This is a genomic window from Paludibaculum fermentans, from assembly GCF_051172195.1.
Lineage (GTDB): Bacteria > Acidobacteriota > Terriglobia > Bryobacterales > Bryobacteraceae > Paludibaculum > Paludibaculum fermentans_A.
This window is the reverse complement of sequence record NZ_JBPJAQ010000001.1, coordinates 435,006-450,730: the sequence shown is the minus strand read 5'-3', so window position 1 is coordinate 450,730 and position 15,725 is coordinate 435,006. Positions and strand designations below refer to the sequence as shown.

Annotated in this window: 14 protein-coding genes and 1 pseudogene; 9 read left to right on the top strand and 6 right to left on the bottom strand. The window is 64.6% G+C overall.

Annotation, left to right across the window (positions count from 1 at the left end):
- Positions 1–53: 53 nt before the first annotated feature.
- Complete coding sequence (locus tag ACR9Y2_RS01835) at positions 54–428, top strand: nuclear transport factor 2 family protein (RefSeq protein WP_435039316.1); 375 nt, start codon at positions 54–56, stop codon at positions 426–428.
- 55 nt (positions 429–483) lie between these two features.
- Here the strand turns inward: ACR9Y2_RS01835 and ACR9Y2_RS01830 are convergent, their stop codons facing one another.
- The gene (locus ACR9Y2_RS01830) at positions 484–1,983 is read right to left on the bottom strand and encodes an alkaline phosphatase D family protein (RefSeq protein ID WP_435039315.1); all 1,500 of its coding nucleotides are present in this window, start codon (positions 1,981–1,983) and stop codon (positions 484–486) included.
- 116 nt (positions 1,984–2,099) lie between these two features.
- Here ACR9Y2_RS01830 and ACR9Y2_RS01825 point away from each other — a divergent pair, with 116 nt between their 5' ends.
- Genes ACR9Y2_RS01825 through ACR9Y2_RS01815 form a run of 3 tightly spaced genes read left to right on the top strand, consistent with a single transcriptional unit; the run spans position 2,100 to position 5,560 of the window.
- On the top strand, positions 2,100–2,462 hold the full coding sequence (locus ACR9Y2_RS01825; RefSeq protein ID WP_435039314.1) for a PadR family transcriptional regulator: 363 nt from the start codon (positions 2,100–2,102) through the stop codon (positions 2,460–2,462).
- Positions 2,459–5,128 (top strand): ADOP family duplicated permease, encoded by a 2,670-nt coding sequence (locus ACR9Y2_RS01820; protein WP_435039313.1) that lies wholly within the window; start codon positions 2,459–2,461, stop codon positions 5,126–5,128. The genes ACR9Y2_RS01825 and ACR9Y2_RS01820 overlap by 4 nt, the downstream gene beginning before the upstream one ends.
- A gap of 51 nt (positions 5,129–5,179) precedes the next feature.
- Positions 5,180–5,560 carry an RNA-binding S4 domain-containing protein gene (locus ACR9Y2_RS01815; RefSeq protein WP_435039312.1) on the top strand — a complete coding sequence of 127 codons (381 nt, stop codon included), beginning with the start codon at positions 5,180–5,182 and terminating at the stop codon, positions 5,558–5,560.
- A gap of 24 nt (positions 5,561–5,584) precedes the next feature.
- On the opposite strand, the gene ACR9Y2_RS01810 is transcribed toward ACR9Y2_RS01815, so the two are convergent.
- Complete coding sequence (locus ACR9Y2_RS01810; RefSeq protein WP_435039311.1) at positions 5,585–6,436, bottom strand: aldo/keto reductase; 852 nt, start codon at positions 6,434–6,436, stop codon at positions 5,585–5,587.
- Between the two features lie 208 nt (positions 6,437–6,644).
- On the opposite strand from ACR9Y2_RS01810, the gene ACR9Y2_RS01805 reads away from it, so the two are divergent.
- The 4 genes and pseudogenes from ACR9Y2_RS01805 to ACR9Y2_RS01790 form a co-directional block, all read left to right on the top strand.
- Positions 6,645–8,381, top strand: a complete 1,737-nt coding sequence (locus ACR9Y2_RS01805; protein WP_435039310.1) for an ankyrin repeat domain-containing protein — start codon at positions 6,645–6,647, stop codon at positions 8,379–8,381.
- Between the two features lie 56 nt (positions 8,382–8,437).
- Entirely contained in the window at positions 8,438–8,893 is a 456-nt protein-coding gene (locus ACR9Y2_RS01800) for an ester cyclase (RefSeq protein WP_435039309.1), read from the top strand.
- A gap of 29 nt (positions 8,894–8,922) precedes the next feature.
- Positions 8,923–9,756, top strand: coding sequence for a winged helix-turn-helix domain-containing protein (locus ACR9Y2_RS01795; protein WP_435039308.1), 834 nt, complete (start codon positions 8,923–8,925; stop codon positions 9,754–9,756).
- 237 nt (positions 9,757–9,993) lie between these two features.
- Positions 9,994–10,341: pseudogene (locus tag ACR9Y2_RS01790) on the top strand (ankyrin repeat domain-containing protein); the annotation flags it as partial.
- A 292-nt stretch (positions 10,342–10,633) separates the two neighbouring features.
- Here the strand turns inward: ACR9Y2_RS01790 and ACR9Y2_RS01785 are convergent.
- The gene (locus ACR9Y2_RS01785; protein WP_435039307.1) at positions 10,634–11,581 is read right to left on the bottom strand and encodes a helix-turn-helix domain-containing protein; all 948 of its coding nucleotides are present in this window, start codon (positions 11,579–11,581) and stop codon (positions 10,634–10,636) included.
- A 92-nt stretch (positions 11,582–11,673) separates the two neighbouring features.
- Between ACR9Y2_RS01785 and ACR9Y2_RS01780 the strand changes: the two genes are divergently transcribed.
- Positions 11,674–12,648, top strand: a complete 975-nt coding sequence (locus tag ACR9Y2_RS01780) for an alpha/beta fold hydrolase (protein ID WP_435039306.1) — start codon at positions 11,674–11,676, stop codon at positions 12,646–12,648.
- Positions 12,649–12,719: 71 nt separating this feature from the next.
- On the opposite strand, the gene ACR9Y2_RS01775 is transcribed toward ACR9Y2_RS01780, so the two are convergent.
- The 3 genes from ACR9Y2_RS01775 to ACR9Y2_RS01765 form a co-directional block, all read right to left on the bottom strand.
- Entirely contained in the window at positions 12,720–13,670 is a 951-nt protein-coding gene (locus ACR9Y2_RS01775) for a PmoA family protein (protein WP_435039305.1), read from the bottom strand.
- 64 nt (positions 13,671–13,734) lie between these two features.
- Positions 13,735–14,727 carry a 3-hydroxyacyl-CoA dehydrogenase family protein gene (locus tag ACR9Y2_RS01770; protein WP_435039304.1) on the bottom strand — a complete coding sequence of 331 codons (993 nt, stop codon included), beginning with the start codon at positions 14,725–14,727 and terminating at the stop codon, positions 13,735–13,737.
- On the bottom strand, positions 14,724–15,719 hold the full coding sequence (locus ACR9Y2_RS01765) for a ThuA domain-containing protein (RefSeq protein WP_435039303.1): 996 nt from the start codon (positions 15,717–15,719) through the stop codon (positions 14,724–14,726). Before ACR9Y2_RS01765 ends, ACR9Y2_RS01770 begins: the two co-directional genes overlap by 4 nt.
- Positions 15,720–15,725 lie beyond the last annotated feature (6 nt).

Sequence of the window (15,725 nt, the reverse complement as noted above, 5' to 3'; positions counted from 1 at the left end):
CCATTACCTGTGAGGTAATTGAGAAACCGCCGGAAGCACCGCAAACTGCGGTCATGAACCACCTCACTGAACTGATTGACCGCTATTTTGCGATCTGGAACGAGACCGACGCCGACGCGCGCCGGACGCTGATCGCGAGCACCTGGACAGAAGATGCGACCTATGTGGATCCGCTGATCCGGGCGCAGGGCCACGACGGCATCAATGCCATGGTGGAGGGCATCCAGCGGCAATTTGACGGCTGCCAGTTCCACCGCGCGGGCCAGGTGGATGAACATAACGACCGCGCCCGATTCACCTGGGAATTGAGACCGGCGGGCGACACGGCCATCGCGGGCGGCGTCGATTTCGCGGCCATCTCGGATGGGCGCCTGCATACGGTGACGGGCTTCCTGGACTTCGCCCCTTTGGCGGCCAAGCCACAGTAGCAGCCTGGGCGGCCTCGCCGGCACTGTCAGGCAAGGCCGCCTCGCTCTCTTCGCCCTAGGCCTGCTGCAGCACTTTCCGGCCGTCCTCGACCACGAACTTCGCGCGGGTCGAAATGGGCGCGCCCGGTTTGGTGACGAACGGCATCACGCGGTATTCCGTTTGCCATTCCTTCGGCGTCACCGTGCACTTCACATAGCCGCGCTGCGCGTTGAAGAAGCGCAGGTGCGGGTTCTCGGCCAGTTGCTTTGGAGTGTCCGGACGAGCGTCCATGCCGTCGCCGGAGGAGGTGATGGAGGTGCCTACGAACTCCACGCCCAGCGCTTCCGATTGGGGATCCTGCCAGTTCTTCCTCAGGTCAAAAGCCCAGTTGGAATGGACGTCGCCTGTGATGACGACGGGATTCTGCGGCTTCCGCTTCGACAGGAAATCCATCACCGTATTGCGGGACGCTTCATAGCCGCTCCACTTGTCCATGGAGAACCCGATCTCCGGGCCGACCTTGAAGTCCGCCGGAGCGAAGATCACCTGGTTGGCGAGGACATTCCAGCGCGCCTTGGACTGGTCCAGCCCGTCGAGCAGCCACTTGGTTTGCGCGGCTCCGAGAATGGTGCGCTTCGGATCCTGCGATTCCGCGCAGACCACCCGTGTGCCGGAACCTCCGCACGGTTGCGGATCGCGGAACTGACGGGTGTCCAGGACGTGGAATTCCGCCAGGTTGCCGTAGGACAGGCGGCGGTAGAGCTGCAGCGCGGTGCCGTGGTGCTTCTGGCCGATGCGCAGCGGCATATGTTCGTAGTAGGCCTGGTAGGCGGCCGCGCGGCGTTCCATGAAGGTGGCGCGGTCCATGCCGTGCTCCTGGTGATCGTTGGCATAGTCGTTGTCCACTTCGTGATCGTCCCAGGTGACGATCCAGGGCGCGTGGGCGTGGGCCCGCTGCAGTTTCTCATCGCCGCGGTAGAGCGTGTAGCGGTTGCGGTAGTCGGCCAGGGTCATGATCTCCGGACCGTTGTGACGCCGCACCCGGCCGTCGCTGGGGCCGTTCTCGTAAATGTAGTCGCCCAGGAATACGATGAGGTCCAAGTCCTCCTGGACCATGTGGTCGTACGCGGTGTAGAGGCCTGTCTCGTAGTGTTGGCACGAGGCGAAGGCAAAGCGCAGATGGTCGATCCCGGCTGCAGCAGCGGGCGACGTGCGCGTGCGGCCGATGGGCGACTCCTCTTTGCCGGCGGTAAAGCGATACCAGTAAGGGCGGTTCGGCGCGAGTCCGCTGACTTCGACATGGACCGAGTGGGCCAGGTCCGGCGCCGCTGTGGCGACGCCCTTCTTCACGATCTTCGAGCACTTCTCGTCAGAGGCCACAACCCAGCTCACAGGTATCGGAGCTCTGAGGTTTTCGCCCATGAGGCGGGTCCACAGCACAGCGCCGTCGGGTGCGGGATCGCCCGAGGCGACGCCCAGCTGGAAAGGGTTCGCTGCGAATTTCGGAGTCTCCTGGCCTGCCAATGAATCGGCCAGTGCGAAACTCAGTGCGGATAGGAAGGTGCGGCGGCGCATGGGCGAAAGAATACCACGCGAGTATTGATTCAGCGTTACAGCCGGTCGACCAGCCGTTCTGGAATTAGGGCTTGCCGGAAATCCTAACTGGGACTATTCTTCTGTTGATAGACAACATGAATAGCCAACAGGAGCCGCCCATGGACGCCCAGCGCTCGGAAGTGCCCTACGGCACCTTGGATCTTCTGGTCATGAAGACCCTGCAGACCATGGGGCCGCTGCATGGTTTTGGAATCGCCCGGCGGATTGAGCAGGCGGCCGAAGGTTCGCTCTTCCTGAACCAGGGGACCATCTATCCGGCCCTGCTCCGCCTGGAGCAGCGCGGCTGGATCGACAGCCGTTGGGCCATCAGCGAGAACAACCGGCGTGCGAAGTTCTATGCGCTGACGGAGGCCGGCCAGAAACACCTCGAGCACGAGGAGCGCGAGTGGCAGCGCACCGTGGCCTTGATGCGGCGTGTGCTGGAGGCTGGCGCATGAGCATCAGGCACGAGTGGTGGCAACGCCTGCGCGGCGCATTCGGCAGGCGCCCGGAACTCACCGAACTCGACGAGGAACTCTCCGCGCATCTGGCGATGCTCGCCGACGAATACGAAGCGCAGGGTATGGCTCCGCTGGAAGCGGCTCGCGCCGCGCGCCTGGCGTTAGGCGGACAGGCTCAGATCAAAGAGGCATATCACGATCAGCGTGGCCTCCCGTTTCTTGAATCCATTGGGCAGGATCTGCGCTACGCCGCGCGTTCGCTGCGGTCCAATCCCGGTTTCGCCACGGTGGTCCTGCTCACCATGGCCCTGGGCATCGGTGTGAACACCAGCGTCTTCAGCGTGCTGTATTCGGCCTGGTTCGCGCCGATGAACTATGCCGAACCTTCCGCGCTTGCCGATGTGAGCGTGAAGAACCTGCAGAACGGGTGGCAGACCGGCGGGACGACCTGGGCCAACTTCGCGGACTGGAGCGCTGCGAATCACGTCTTCACCGGCCTGGGCGCCTACCGCATCCAGCATCTGGCCAGCCTGACAGGCGGTGGTGAGCCGGAGGAGGTGAGCCTGGCCCGTGTCTCCGCCAACCTCTTCCCCTTGCTGGGCGTTGAGCCTGCGCTGGGCCGCGGCCTTGGTGAGTTGGATGATCGGGCGGAAGGGAGCCGCTCGGCCGTGCTGAGTTATGGCTATTGGCAGACGCACTTCGGCGGAGACCCTGGCGTGCTGGGCCGGTCCATCGCCGTCGACGGTGAACCCTTCGCGGTGGTGGGTGTCATGCCGAAAGGCTTCGCGTTTCCGCCTGGCTGGCCGGTTGTCTATCAGCCGCCGCTGTGGCTTTCCCTGAACCTGACGGCGGAACAGCGGATTCAGCGGGGAAGCCATGCCCTGGGCGTTGTCGGCCGGAGACGGCCCGGCCTGCCGCTGGGCCAGGCGCAGGCCGAGATGGAAGCCATCGTTGCCCGGTTGGCGGCAGCGTATCCAAAAGAGAATTCGGGCTATGGCGCCTGGGTCACGCCTCTTTCCGAAACTCGCCAGGCTCGGGAAGTGCGGCCGGCTTTGGCGCTGCTGATGGCCGGCGCGTGCCTTGTGCTGCTCATCGCCTGTGTCAATGTGGCGAACCTGCTGCTGGTGCGCGGAGCAGCGCGCCGCCGTGAGTTTGCCATCCGGCAGGCATTGGGCGTCTCGGGCCGCCGCCTGCTGCGTCAGGTTCTCACGGAATCGGCGCTGCTTGGACTCCTGGGGGGCGCCGCCGGCCTGGTGGTGGCCTGGATCTGCCTACCCCTGATGCAGGCCCTGCTGCCGCGGTCCTTGCCGCACATGGCGGAGATCCGGCTGAATCCGGCCGTCCTGGCCTTTTCCGCCACCTGCTCCCTCGCCTGCGGATTGCTCTTCGGGCTCGCCCCGGCGTTCCACGCCAGCCGCGTCTCCATCGAACACGCCTTGCGGCAGAGCGCCCGCACGATTGCGCCGCGCAGCCGCCTGGCGCGCGGGTTGGTGGTGGCCGAGATGGGACTGGCGCTGGTGCTGCTGACCACGGGCGGCCTGCTGGCAGAAAGCTTCCGCCGCGTCTCGAGCGTGAACTTCGGCTTCGACCGGGAACGCGTGCTCACCATGCGCGTCACGCTGCCCAAGCAGAAGTACGGCTCGGCGGCGCGAATTCTTGCCTTCCGGCGAGACCTTCTTGCCAAGGCGGCCCAGTTGCCGGGAGTTCACATCCTTGGGACTGTCGATGCGATTCCGCTGGGCACCCTGATGTCCGGAACGGATTTCGACATTGAGGGCCGGCCCGTCCAGCCCCGGCAGCACTGCGGACTTGGCAAGGTCAGCGGCGACTACCTGCGTGCCATGGGCATTCCCTTGCGTGCGGGCCGCTACTTCACCCAGGGCGACCGGGCCGAGACGGAAAGGGTGGCGGTCGTCAGCGAATCTATTTCGCGCCGCTATTGGCCGCAGGGCGGAGCCGTGGGCCGCCGGATCCGCCTGGACGAGACCGGAGGCGATGACTGGTTTACGGTGGTCGGCGTGGTGGGCGACGTCCGGCAGTTGCGGGCCGACCGCCCGCCGGAGGAGACGATTTACACACTCAATGAGCAGATGGACGAAGCGGCGCAGAAGAACTCGACCGCTCGTCTCAATGTGCTGGTGGTCCGGGCCACGAACGACCCGGCCCCGCTGGCCGCCTCGCTCCGCCAAGTCTTGCGGGAGATCGATGCAGACCAGCCCGCGGCCGATGTCATGACCATGGATCAACTGGTGGATCGCAACATCGCGGGCCGCAAGTTGAACGCGTTCCTGTTGGGCTCGTTCAGCGTGCTGGCTCTGATCCTGGCCGCCATCGGGCTGTTTGGCACGGTGAGCGCGATGGTCGCCGGCCGCTCCGCCGAGATTGGAGTGCGCATGGCGCTTGGCGCCGGGCCGGGATCAGTGGCGAGCCTGGTGCTGCGGGAGGCGGGCTCCTTAGCCGTGGCGGGCCTGCTGTTGGGCGCGCTGGGTGCGGCCGCCGCCAGCCGAGTCCTGCAGGGATTTCTCTACGACGTGCATCCCGGCGATCCAAGGGTCCTGGCCGCAGTGGCTGCCGTACTCGGCCTGGCCATGCTGGCGGCCCTGCTGACACCGGTCCGCCGTGCGCTCGGGGTGGATCCTCTCACCGTACTGCGTGAGGACTGAGGCGGGCGAGCCTCCTCTCCCCAGCCGTGCCCTTCATACGAAAATAGGAGCATGACCGGCGTGAGAATGGACAAATGGCTGTGGGCCGCCCGATTCTTCAAGACGCGTGCCTTGGCATCGAAAGCCTGTGAGCTGGGCCGCATCCTCTCCAATGGACAAACGGCGAAGGCCGCGCGCGAAGTGAAAGCGGGCGACCTGCTCAAAGTGACCAATGAAGGCGGCGACTTCCAGGTGGAGGTCCTGCTGTTGAGCGAAATGCGTGGTCCGGCGGCTGTGGCGCAGACTCTCTACCGCGAGACGGACGAGAGCCGCGCCCTGCGCCAGAAGGTGGCGGAGGAACGCAAGACCATGCCGCACTTTGAGGCCATGCGGGATGGAAAGCCCTCCAAGCGAGACCGCCGTGCAATTCATCGCTTCCGCGGAGAGGATTGAGAGCTGCGCGACAACACCGGTCCCTCAGCTCACAGCGTCCTCGATCTCCTTCATCTCCTCCGCTGAGAGTTGGATGTCCGCGGCCTTGAGGTTCTCCTCCAGGTGCGCGACCGAGGAGGTGCCGGGAATCGGCAGCATCACGGGACTACGATGCAGCAGCCAGGCCACCGAGAGTTGCGCCACCGTGGCCCCATGGCGTTTCGACACTTCGTCCAGCTTCCCGCCCGGCTGGGCCAGTTTGCCGGCCGCCACCGGATACCACGGGATGAAGGCGATGTTATTCGCCTGACAGTACTGCACGACGTCCTCGTGCTGCCGGCTGCCTACGTTATACAGATTTTGGACACTGACAATCTCGGCCACCTTGCGCGCCTGCTCAATCTCAGGCACCTTCACTTCGCTCAGGCCGATATGCCGGATCTTGCCCTGCTTCTGGAGTTTGACGATCACCTCCAGCGACTCTTCCACCGGCACCTTCGGGTCGATGCGGTGCAACTGCCAAAGTTCGATCACATCGGTTCGCAGGAATCGCAGGCTCATCTCCACCTGTTGCTGCAGGTACTCGGGCCGCCCGACCGCCAGCCACTGATTGGGCCCCTGGCGGGTGAAGCCGGCTTTGGTGGCCACCACGACCCCCTGGGCATACGGCGCCAGCGCCTCTCCAATCAGACGCTCGCTGACCGCCGGGCCGTAACTGTCGGCTGTGTCGATGAAGTTCACGCCGAGTTCGACAGCGCGCCGCAACACGCGCTTCGCCTCAGCAGGATCGGCTGGTTCGCCCCACACTCCGGGACCAACGATGCGCATTGCACCAAATCCAAGGCGGTTGACCTGCATATCGCCGCCGATGCTGAATGTCTTGGGGATCGGGCTCATTTCCATCTCCAATCGGGCATGGAACTACATTCGCGGCACGCCGCTCCGCAGGGCGCGGCCACATTGTGTCGGATGCCGTCCTACCGTTGGGAGTGGCAACTATTTGCGGAACGCCCAGCGGCCGGACACCGTGCGATGATGTGACTCGGTCTCCGGTGCTACTCTCGCAGAAGCGGCGTTCTGGGAAGACCGGCCACAACCATTCATCATGCCTGAATCACCTCTCCATCAACTCGAACGGGCATTGTCGGCCGACGACCTGCCCAAGGTGGAAGCGCTGCTGGCAGCGCATCCCGGGCTTCTGAATGCCCCGCGGCGGTGTCCGGTCCTGCTAGCCGCGCGCAGTGTTGCCACGGCCGAGCGGCTGTTGAGCCTGGGCGCGCAGTTGGAGCCCGTCTCCCAGTGGTGGGCCGGCGGAATGGGTACACTCCGAACCGACTCGTCCGTCGGCCGGCTCCTGGTCGAACGCGGGGCTCGCTTGACGGTCCATGCGGCGGCAGGCCTTGGTTTGCTGGAACCGCTGGCGCAGATGCTGGACGCAACTCCGGCGCTCATTGACGCCAAGGGCATGGATAGTTGCACACCGCTGCACTTCGCGCGCACCGTGGAGACGGCTCAGTTGCTGCTCTCGCGCGGAGCCCGCATCGATGCCCGCGACGAGGATCATTCGTCGACCCCGGCACAGTGGTTGATCGGCGATGCGCCCGAGGTTGCGAGATTTCTCCTGGCGCAAGGAGCCTCGCCCGACATCTTTCTGGCTGCGGCCCTGGGTGACCGGACCCTGGCTGAATCCCTGCTCAAGGCCGACCCAGGCTGCGTGGCTCAGCGCATCGGGCGCCCGCCGGCCTTCCCTCCATTGGGCCAGGGCCGTGGCGGCACGATCTATCAGTGGACCCTTGCCTTCAACTCCTATCCCCATCAAATCGCACTGATGAAAGGGCATCCGGCGCTGTTCGATCTCCTCTATGAGCGCAGCGGTTTATCCATTCGCCTGATCGTCTCCTGCCTGCTCGGCCGCCGGAGTGAAGCGGAAGCGCTCGCCGCGGCTCATCCCGGCCTGGTGGCTTCGCTGGCGCCCGAGGAACACGAATTGGTGGCCCGCTATTGTTGGGAGACCAACTTGAATGTCGAGGCAGTCCGGCTGATGCTGGATGTCGGGTTTCCACTCGCTCACCCCGAGCGCAGCCACGGCTACACGCCCCTGCACAACGCGGCCTGGGCCGGCAGCGCAGACCTGGTCGACCTGCTGCTGGAGCGCGGGCACCCCGTGGACATCGAGGATCCCGCCTATCACGCCACACCGCTCGGCTACGCTCTGCACGACTGCCTGGTCGAAAAGCGGCATCCCGAGGGCGACTTCGTCCATGTGGTGGCCGCGCTGCTGGAGGCCGGATCGCCCTGGGAGGCGCTGGACTACCCGCTGGGCGACTCAGCCATTGATGAGGTGTTTCGAGCACGCCTGCACACAAGAGTCGACGGAGCCGCTTTATTGGGCGATGAAGCAGCCATGCTGCGCTTGCTGCAGGAGGAGCCGGGTCCCGATGCGTTGGCAAAGGCTCTGGCGGGTGCGGCCAAAGGCGGCCACGTGGAGCTGTGCCGCCGCCTGCTGGAGCTTGGCGCCCCCGTCGATGCCGTGGCCGGAAGGAGCCAGCTGACTCCGTTGATGTACGCCGCATCAGCGTCAGCCGGGCCAGTGGTCGCCCTGCTGTTGCAGCGCGGCGCCAGCGTGGCCGTGAAGAATCGCAATGGTTCCACCGTACTTCACCTGGCCGTTGCGAATGATCCGGACCTGGAAACAGTCCGCCTGCTGCTGGACGCAGGCGCCGGCATCCATGTGGATAGTCCCAATGCTTTCGGCCATACGCCCGCAAAGCTTGCCGAGAAGGCCGGCCGGCAGGATCTGGTGGAACTGCTGCGGTCATTTCCGGGCAGGGACGGCAAGTGAAAGCCACGCAATAAACTGCTCGCGAAAGTCAAAGAACTCGGCTATGATTTGACTCCATGGCCTCCAACCCTGAAATCCTGGCCCGCTTCATTGACGAATGCTGGAACGCGCGAAACAAGTCAATAGGCAGTCAACTTCTTGCGCCGGACTATGAACATTACATGCCTGGAGTCGACCAGCCCACGGTCGGGCCCGCCGCCTACCAGCAACTGGTCGATTCCTTTATCGCAGGGTTTCCAGACATCCATTTCGACATCGACGATGTGTTCGGGGAAGGCGAGCGGGTCTGCCTGATGTGGACAGCCAGCGGCACGCACAAAGGCGTATTTAGCGGCCTCCCGCCGACAGACAACTTCGTCACAATTCACGGCGTGGCGGTCGCGCGGATCGTCGAGGGCAAGATCAAGAAGATCGTCTCGATGTTCGATAACGCCAGCTTCACGAATCAACTCAACGCGCCGCCCGAGAAGGCAGCCGAGTCGTGGAGAGCAACGGCGCGATCGGCTGGCTAGACTGCGCCGGTGTCCTCTGGTGATCTCGCTTGCCGACCCCCCGGCTCAGCTTCGGTCCGTTTGAGTTCGATTCTCCGACGCGCGAACTGCGACGCGAAGGAGAGTTGGTCCGCCTGCAGGCGCAGCCATCGCAAGTGCTGGCCGCGCTGCTGGCCCAACCGGGTGAGGTCGTTTCCCGGGAAACCTTGCGGCAGGCCGTCTGGGGCGCAGGCACCCATGTCGACTTCGAAAGCGGGCTCAACTTCTGCATCGCCCAGATCCGCAGTGCCCTCGGAGACTCCGCCGAGGCCCCCGTTTACATCAGGACCATCCCCAAACGCGGCTACCAGTTCATCGGTCCCGTCACCAGCCTGCAGGCGCTGCCGAAGCCTCCAGTCCCCTCGCGCCGTGCCCTCATCCCCGTTCTGGGCGCCGGCGCACTGGCCGCGGCCGGCTGGTACGCCTGGTCCCGCATACCGCCAAAGCCCGTTCGCATCGCGGTCGCCCGCTTCCAGAATCAAAGCGGAGACCCCACGCTCGACCACTTCACCGAAGGACTCTCCGATGCCCTGACCGCTGAGCTGACCACCGCCGCGCCCGGCGTGCTCGCGGTGATCGGCAACGCTCCCATCCTACGGCAGCCGCGCGGCTTTCAGGACCTGGTCCGGATCTCCACCGAACTGCAGGCCGGGCTGGTGGTGCTCGGGCAGGTCCAGCGGCAGGCCGGTCAGGGCCGCGTCCTCCTGCACCTCATCCGCATGCCGGATCAGGCGCACTTGTGGGTGACCCGCGTGGACAACCCCGATTTCTCCAGCGCCCTCCAGACACAGTCGGCCATCGCCAGGCGCGCCACGCGTGAGTTTCTTGCCAAACTCCAGCGTTAACCCCAACCGGGCCTCGAGGCCAACCCACTGATCTTGCGCGCCTTTTCCGTTTCATCTTTTTCTCAGCCACGCAGCCGGCCCGCGGGCCGCACAATCTCCACTATGAATCGAGCACTTCCTGCCGCCTCACGACGAAGTTTTCTCGCCGGCGTCCCGGCTGCCGCGCTGGCCGCCGACGCCGTCGAATCGACGATCCCCACCAGCTTTCCGGCCCACCCTGCCGCCCTCGCGAAAGAGATGGTCGGCGTCTCGCATGGCAACGTGGCCCGGGTCAAGGAACTGCTAGCCGTCCGGCCCGTACTCGCCAATGCCGCCTGGGACTGGGGCTTCGGCGACTGGGAGACCGCCCTGGGCGCAGCCTCTCACGTCGGCAATCGCGAGATCGCGGAACTCCTGCTCACCCACGGCGCTTTCCCAACGCTGTTCTCCGCGGCCATGCTCGGCCACCTGGAGGTCGTGAAAGCCATGGTCGCCGCAAGGCCCGGCGTTCAACGGACCACCGGCCCGCACGGCATCAGCCTGCTGGCCCACGCCAAGGCAGGCGGAACGAACAGCGAAGCTGTCTTTCACTATCTGCAGCAGCTGGGAGATGCCGGCGGCGCCGCCGCGGAGCCTATCAGTGAAGAGGAGTTGTCGAAACTGGTCGGCGACTACGCCTTCGGCGCCGGACCGGACGACCGCGTTGCCATCCTTCAGAAGGGGAAGCAGCTCTCCTTCCAGCGCAAGGGCACGGACGCCCGTCCAATTCACTACGTCGGCGATCGCGCCTTCCGGCCCGCCGGCGCCAGCGGCGTCCGCATCCGCTTTGAAGACGCCTCCATCATGACCATCCGCGATGGGGATCTGCTGGTGAAGGCGGTCCGCCGGTAAGCTCGAGCTATAGCTCCAGGCCGCGGACCAGTCGCCCGTCTCCACGCATCTCCCTCGGCGTCACTCCGAACTCCTGCCGGAACCGCGCCGTGAAATGGCTGGGCGTCTTGAAGCCCGCATCCAGCGCGATGTCCAGTGCCGAGCGCCGCGTTCTCTGCAGCATCTCCCGGGCATGCGCCAGCCGCCGCGCCATCACATAGCGGAATGGTGTCATGCCCACCGTGGCCGCGAATGCCCTCGCGAAGTGAGCCGGACTCAAGCCCGCCACTTGCGCCAGCACGGGCACGTCCAACTCCTCGGCCAGGCTGCTCTCCACGTAATCCTGCAACCGGCGCACCGTATGATTCGCCAGTTGTTCGCGGCCATGACGCGACGGCCCCCGCTCCCCTCCTCGCGCCGCCAGGGCCATCAACAACTCCCGCAGCGTCTGATCCGCGTACAACAGGTGACCCGGCGCATCCTCCGACAACGCCATCCATAGTTTCATCACCAGGTCCGACACCCGCGGATCGCGGAATGCCTCTTCCTGCCGGACCAGCACCCGCCGGCCCGAAGCCTCCGCGAACTCCTCCACGACGGCCTTGTGCATCGTCACCGCCAGCACGTGAGCCGGGGCGTCCGCCACGAATTCACAATATGTGTCCGGCGGCGTCAGCACCATCGACCCGGGCGACACAGCCAGCCACCTCGGCCTCCGGTTGAACCCCACGCGCAGCAGCGGAGCCGACCGCAGCAGCAGATTCAAAGCGTACTCCGGTACCGGCGGCTCCATCACCGCACCGGCCGGAGGGGACACGTTGATCAGTTGCACGGGCCCCGCCTGGAAGACGCGGTCCTCCTGCGGAACCAGCGTCCTCTGATGTTGCGGAGCGGTGGAGAGCGGACCGTCCCGGTACCAGTCTTGATAGCTGCGAATCTGCGCCATGGTGAGCAGTGCGCCGCACGGGACTGACACGGCCGCCTTTGCTCAGCATAGCCCAGCCGGCGCGTTATCTCTGTCGCAGTTTTGCGACAGACCCGCCGACGCGTCCGCCTTACCTTGGGCTTATGACACGCAGGACATACCTTCTGAAATCAGCAGCCGTCGCGGGTTTGTTCTCCGCCGCCCGGGCGCTGCCGCTCACTTCCGGTCCGGCCGCGGGTGAAATGTCGGCCCGCGAATTCCACCAGTCCCGCAAATTCGTGGAGACACGCTTCGGCCGCATCGCCTACGTGGAACGAGGCAGTGGTCCGGCCGCCGTCTTCCTGCACGGGTTGCCGCTGAATGGCTTCCAGTGGCGCGGAGCCCTCACCCGTCTTGCCCCGCATCGCCGTTGCATCGCCCCCGACTTCCTGGGCCTCGGCTACACCGAAACCCGCCCCGGCCAGGACCTGGCGCCGGCTACGCAGGCCGCTATGATCGACGCCTTCCTTGAGGCGCTCTCCATCCCGGCCGCGGACGTTGTAGCGAACGACAGCGGCGGCGCGGTGGCGCAGTTGCTCACCGCCCGCTACCCCAAACGCGTCCGCACCCTGCTGTTGACCAACTGCGACGTGTACACCAACAGTCCACCTGCTGCCATGGCGCCCCATCTGGAGGCGGCGCGCAAAGGCGAACTGGCCCCCGCACTGGCCCGGCAGATCGCAGACAAGGCGCTGGCTCGATCCGCCGATGGCCTGGGCGGTGTCTGCTACACCAATCCCGCTAATCTGACGGACGACGCCATCGACACCTACCTTTCGCCGCTGGTCAGTTCCGAGGCTCGGCGCGCTCAATTGCACGGCTACATGCTCGCCTTTGAACCCAACCCGCTGCCTGAGATCGAGCTCCTGTTGAGGAAGCGCGGCCTGCCGGTGCGCATGGTCTGGGGCACGGCCGATCAGTTCTTCGGCGTCGCCTGGGCCGATTGGCTGAACCGCACCTTTCCGCATTCGAGGGGTGTACGCCGGGTGGAAGGGGCAAAGCTCTTCTTCCCCGAGGAGATGCCGGACCTGATCGCGGAAGAGGCCGTGCGCCTGTGGACCGGTGAGAGATCGGTCTGATGATGGGATGACGCAGTCATTGTCGCCTCCGCGCCGGAAACCACTTCCCGCCGCGGAGGCTCAACCCACTTCTACTTCGTTGCTTCGTACTTCGTATACAACTCGGCCATGTGCGCAGCCGCCGCGTCGCCCGGGTGGATCACCACGCGATAACGGAACCGCAGCGAATCCTTCGGCATCAGCGTGATGCTGCCTCTCTTCGTCTTGTCACCTGTGAACACAGCCAGCCCGAACGGATTGGCCGAGAACAACCCGTACCCGCGCACGTGCCAGCGCACCGGATGCCGCGGATTGCCGGGATGGTCAAAGATCGCGATGCCCAGCTTCTCTCCATTCACATCACCCGCATAGTCCACCCAGTTCGACGGCTTGCCCCACGCAGCCTTCTCCGTCTCCAGGCCCTCGGCATTCACAATCTTGCCGCTGTGCTTCTGCTCCTGCAGGTCCGGCCGGATGCGCAATCCGAACAGCCCGTCCTTTTCGTCATGGAACGTGCTGGGCACCACCGCGGTCAAGGAAATGTCGAAGTCCACCATTCGCAGGTCGCCTTCCTTGCGGAATGTCATCAGCCGCGATTCCGTCAGGACAATCGAGCCCGCCATATCCATCCATTCGAATGTCGCTTGAATGGAGCCTTGGTCCTTACCGCTCTTCACAGCGCCCAGTTTCTTCAGTGCGATGCGTCCGCGGTTCTTCGTCGTATACGACGCTTCGTTGTTCCAGAAATCCAGCTCGTTGACCTTCGCATGCGCGAACCACAGGCCGCGCTGGTGCTTGTGGTCTGTGGGTTCGCCCGCCACCTCCGCCATCGGCCACATACGCGTCACATACGTGCCCGATGCCGCGCGCAACGGATGCAGGTACGGCTTGGTCACCTCAGCGCCGGCGATAAAGAAATCGGTGAACGGCTTGCCGTCAATTTCGACGCTGACCTTCTCCGGGCCGGAGGTGATCTTCACCTGGGCGGTCACCACGGGCAGAAGGACGAGTATCGGGAGTAGGAATCGAAGTACTGGCTTCATAAGCCCTTCGATTCTATCGCGACTCACCGCCACTGGCATTTCAGAGCGGATCAGGAAAGCGGCGCTACCAGAGCGGCACCGCCTCCTTCGTTTCTTCCTTGCGCTGCGCCGGGCTCGCACTGGCCACCACACCGCGCCGCAGGCAGTCGATCAGGAACCGGTCGCGCCGCGCCCTCACCTCGGTCGCCAAGCCGGCCGGCCACTCGTGAAACCCTTGACCCGCCGTGGCGCCCGTTTCGCCCGCCGCAATCTTCTTATCGAACAGCGCCGGAGCCTTGGGGTCGTTATTCAGGTCGGCCGCCACATAGCCGCAGATCTGCCGGCCCAGTTCCAGGCCCACCAAGTCCTGGTGCTCCAGCACGCCGTACACCGGCAGCCGCAGCCCGAACCCCAACTTCGCCGCCACATCAACGTCGCGCGCGTCGGCAATGCCTTCCTGCACGATGTTCACCGCTTCCCGCACCAGCGCCATCTGCATGCGGTTGCCGAGCTGGCCCGGCCGGTCTTTCTTAACGACCACCGGAACCTTGCCGCAGTGCGCCAGCAGCGCCCGGACAGCCTCCACTACTTCGTCCGAGCTCTTGTCGCCGCGCACCACCTCTACTAGTGGCATCAGGTGCGGCGGATTCCAGAAATGCGTCGTCACCACGCGTTCCGGATGCTGGCAGCGCGACGCGATCGCCGTGATGCTCAGCCCCGAGGTGTTCGACGTCAGAATCGCATCCGGACGCGTCAGCTTGTCCAGCTTCGCGAACAGCGCCTGTTTGAACTCCATGTTCTCCGGAGCCGACTCGATTACCAGGTCCGCCTCGGCCGCCGCCGTTTCCAGGCTGCTGGTCGCCCGCAGCAGCATGCGGACCCGTGTTACATCCGTGGCATGAATCAGTTGATGTTCCGCGAGCTGAGACAACTGTCTCCAGGCCTGCTCGAGTCCCTGCTGGGCTCCAGCTTCGGTTCGGCTCGCGATCGTCGACGCAACGCCCCCCAGCGCTAACGTCGCCGCAATCCCCGGCCCCATCATCCCGGTCCCTATAACGACCGCATTCTCAATCTTCATTTCGACTCCAGGTCCGACGGCTTAATGCCCTTCACGAAACCACCGAACTTAAACGGGGAAGGCCGGTAGTCTCCAACTAATTCAACATTGCTCTTTGCGGGGAGCTTCTTCTCCAGGCCCAGGGCCCAATAACAACCATTCACCACAAGGCGCCGCAGCGCTTCGTTCTGTAAATCGTTGGCAGCGCCCATTGTAGTCGTAAAAACCCGGCCGCGCTTGCCGCTTTCCGAAACGTAGGATTTCGTCCACGCCACCGGCATCATCGGTTCGTTCTTCGGCCCCGGCAGGGCCGGATCGTCCGGTTTCATCCCTGTCAGCACCTGACCCAGCACCAACGGCACGCTATCGCCAAACAGGGGCTGCTTCGTCGTGTACACGTCGCTGGGTGCCCAGATTTCTCCGTTGCGAATGCCCCGCAGAATCGGATGCCGCTCTTGACCTGGAGCGAATATCCCGCGCGTACTCTCGATCGCGTGCCTGCCGTGGTGGTTGATCCACGTCTCTCCCAGAATCTGCCGGCCGAAGCCGCCATCCCATTCCTTGCTGTTATAACTGTAACGCTTGTACGTTGCACTCGTCTTGAGCAGGAAGGCGTGCGTCGCCGTCCGCATCGCCACAATCGGCCGCCCCGAGTTCACATAATCCACCACGTGCTTCATCTGCTCATCCGGCAGATCACGGAAGCGCGTGAACAGGATCATCAGGTCGGCCTTGTCCAATGCCTCCAGGCCGGGGATGTTGTCATTCTGGTCCGGGTTGATCGTGCCATCTTTGCGATCGATCGCAAATAACACCGTGCAGTGGAAGCCATGGTGCAGGGAGAGGATCTTTGCCAGTTGCGGCAGCGCCTCCTCTGATCGGTACTCTTCGTCGCCTCCGACCAGCACAATGTGCTTGCCTCTGCCCGGGCCTTGGCCGCCCGGATAGTCCAACCATTGGCCGCCCAGCAGCGAAGCGGTGAGAAATGAGGCGAGCAGGATAAGGCGATTCATGCCGGT

What these genes read in the sequence shown, in the direction of transcription:
- ACR9Y2_RS01810 (WP_435039311.1), bottom strand. Translation starts at nt 6,436, where the DNA reads ATGAGCCCGATCCCCAAGACATTCAGCATCGGCGGCGATATGCAGGTC.
- ACR9Y2_RS01815 (WP_435039312.1), top strand. Translation starts at nt 5,180, where the DNA reads ATGACCGGCGTGAGAATGGACAAATGGCTGTGGGCCGCCCGATTCTTC.
- ACR9Y2_RS01805 (WP_435039310.1), top strand. Translation starts at nt 6,645, where the DNA reads ATGCCTGAATCACCTCTCCATCAACTCGAACGGGCATTGTCGGCCGAC.
- ACR9Y2_RS01780 (WP_435039306.1), top strand. Translation starts at nt 11,674, where the DNA reads ATGACACGCAGGACATACCTTCTGAAATCAGCAGCCGTCGCGGGTTTG.
- ACR9Y2_RS01825 (WP_435039314.1), top strand. Translation starts at nt 2,100, where the DNA reads ATGAATAGCCAACAGGAGCCGCCCATGGACGCCCAGCGCTCGGAAGTG.
- ACR9Y2_RS01820 (WP_435039313.1), top strand. Translation starts at nt 2,459, where the DNA reads ATGAGCATCAGGCACGAGTGGTGGCAACGCCTGCGCGGCGCATTCGGC.
- ACR9Y2_RS01765 (WP_435039303.1), bottom strand. Translation starts at nt 15,719, where the DNA reads ATGAATCGCCTTATCCTGCTCGCCTCATTTCTCACCGCTTCGCTGCTG.
- ACR9Y2_RS01835 (WP_435039316.1), top strand. Translation starts at nt 54, where the DNA reads ATGAACCACCTCACTGAACTGATTGACCGCTATTTTGCGATCTGGAAC.
- ACR9Y2_RS01800 (WP_435039309.1), top strand. Translation starts at nt 8,438, where the DNA reads ATGGCCTCCAACCCTGAAATCCTGGCCCGCTTCATTGACGAATGCTGG.
- ACR9Y2_RS01770 (WP_435039304.1), bottom strand. Translation starts at nt 14,727, where the DNA reads ATGAAGATTGAGAATGCGGTCGTTATAGGGACCGGGATGATGGGGCCG.
- ACR9Y2_RS01830 (WP_435039315.1), bottom strand. Translation starts at nt 1,983, where the DNA reads ATGCGCCGCCGCACCTTCCTATCCGCACTGAGTTTCGCACTGGCCGAT.
- ACR9Y2_RS01775 (WP_435039305.1), bottom strand. Translation starts at nt 13,670, where the DNA reads ATGAAGCCAGTACTTCGATTCCTACTCCCGATACTCGTCCTTCTGCCC.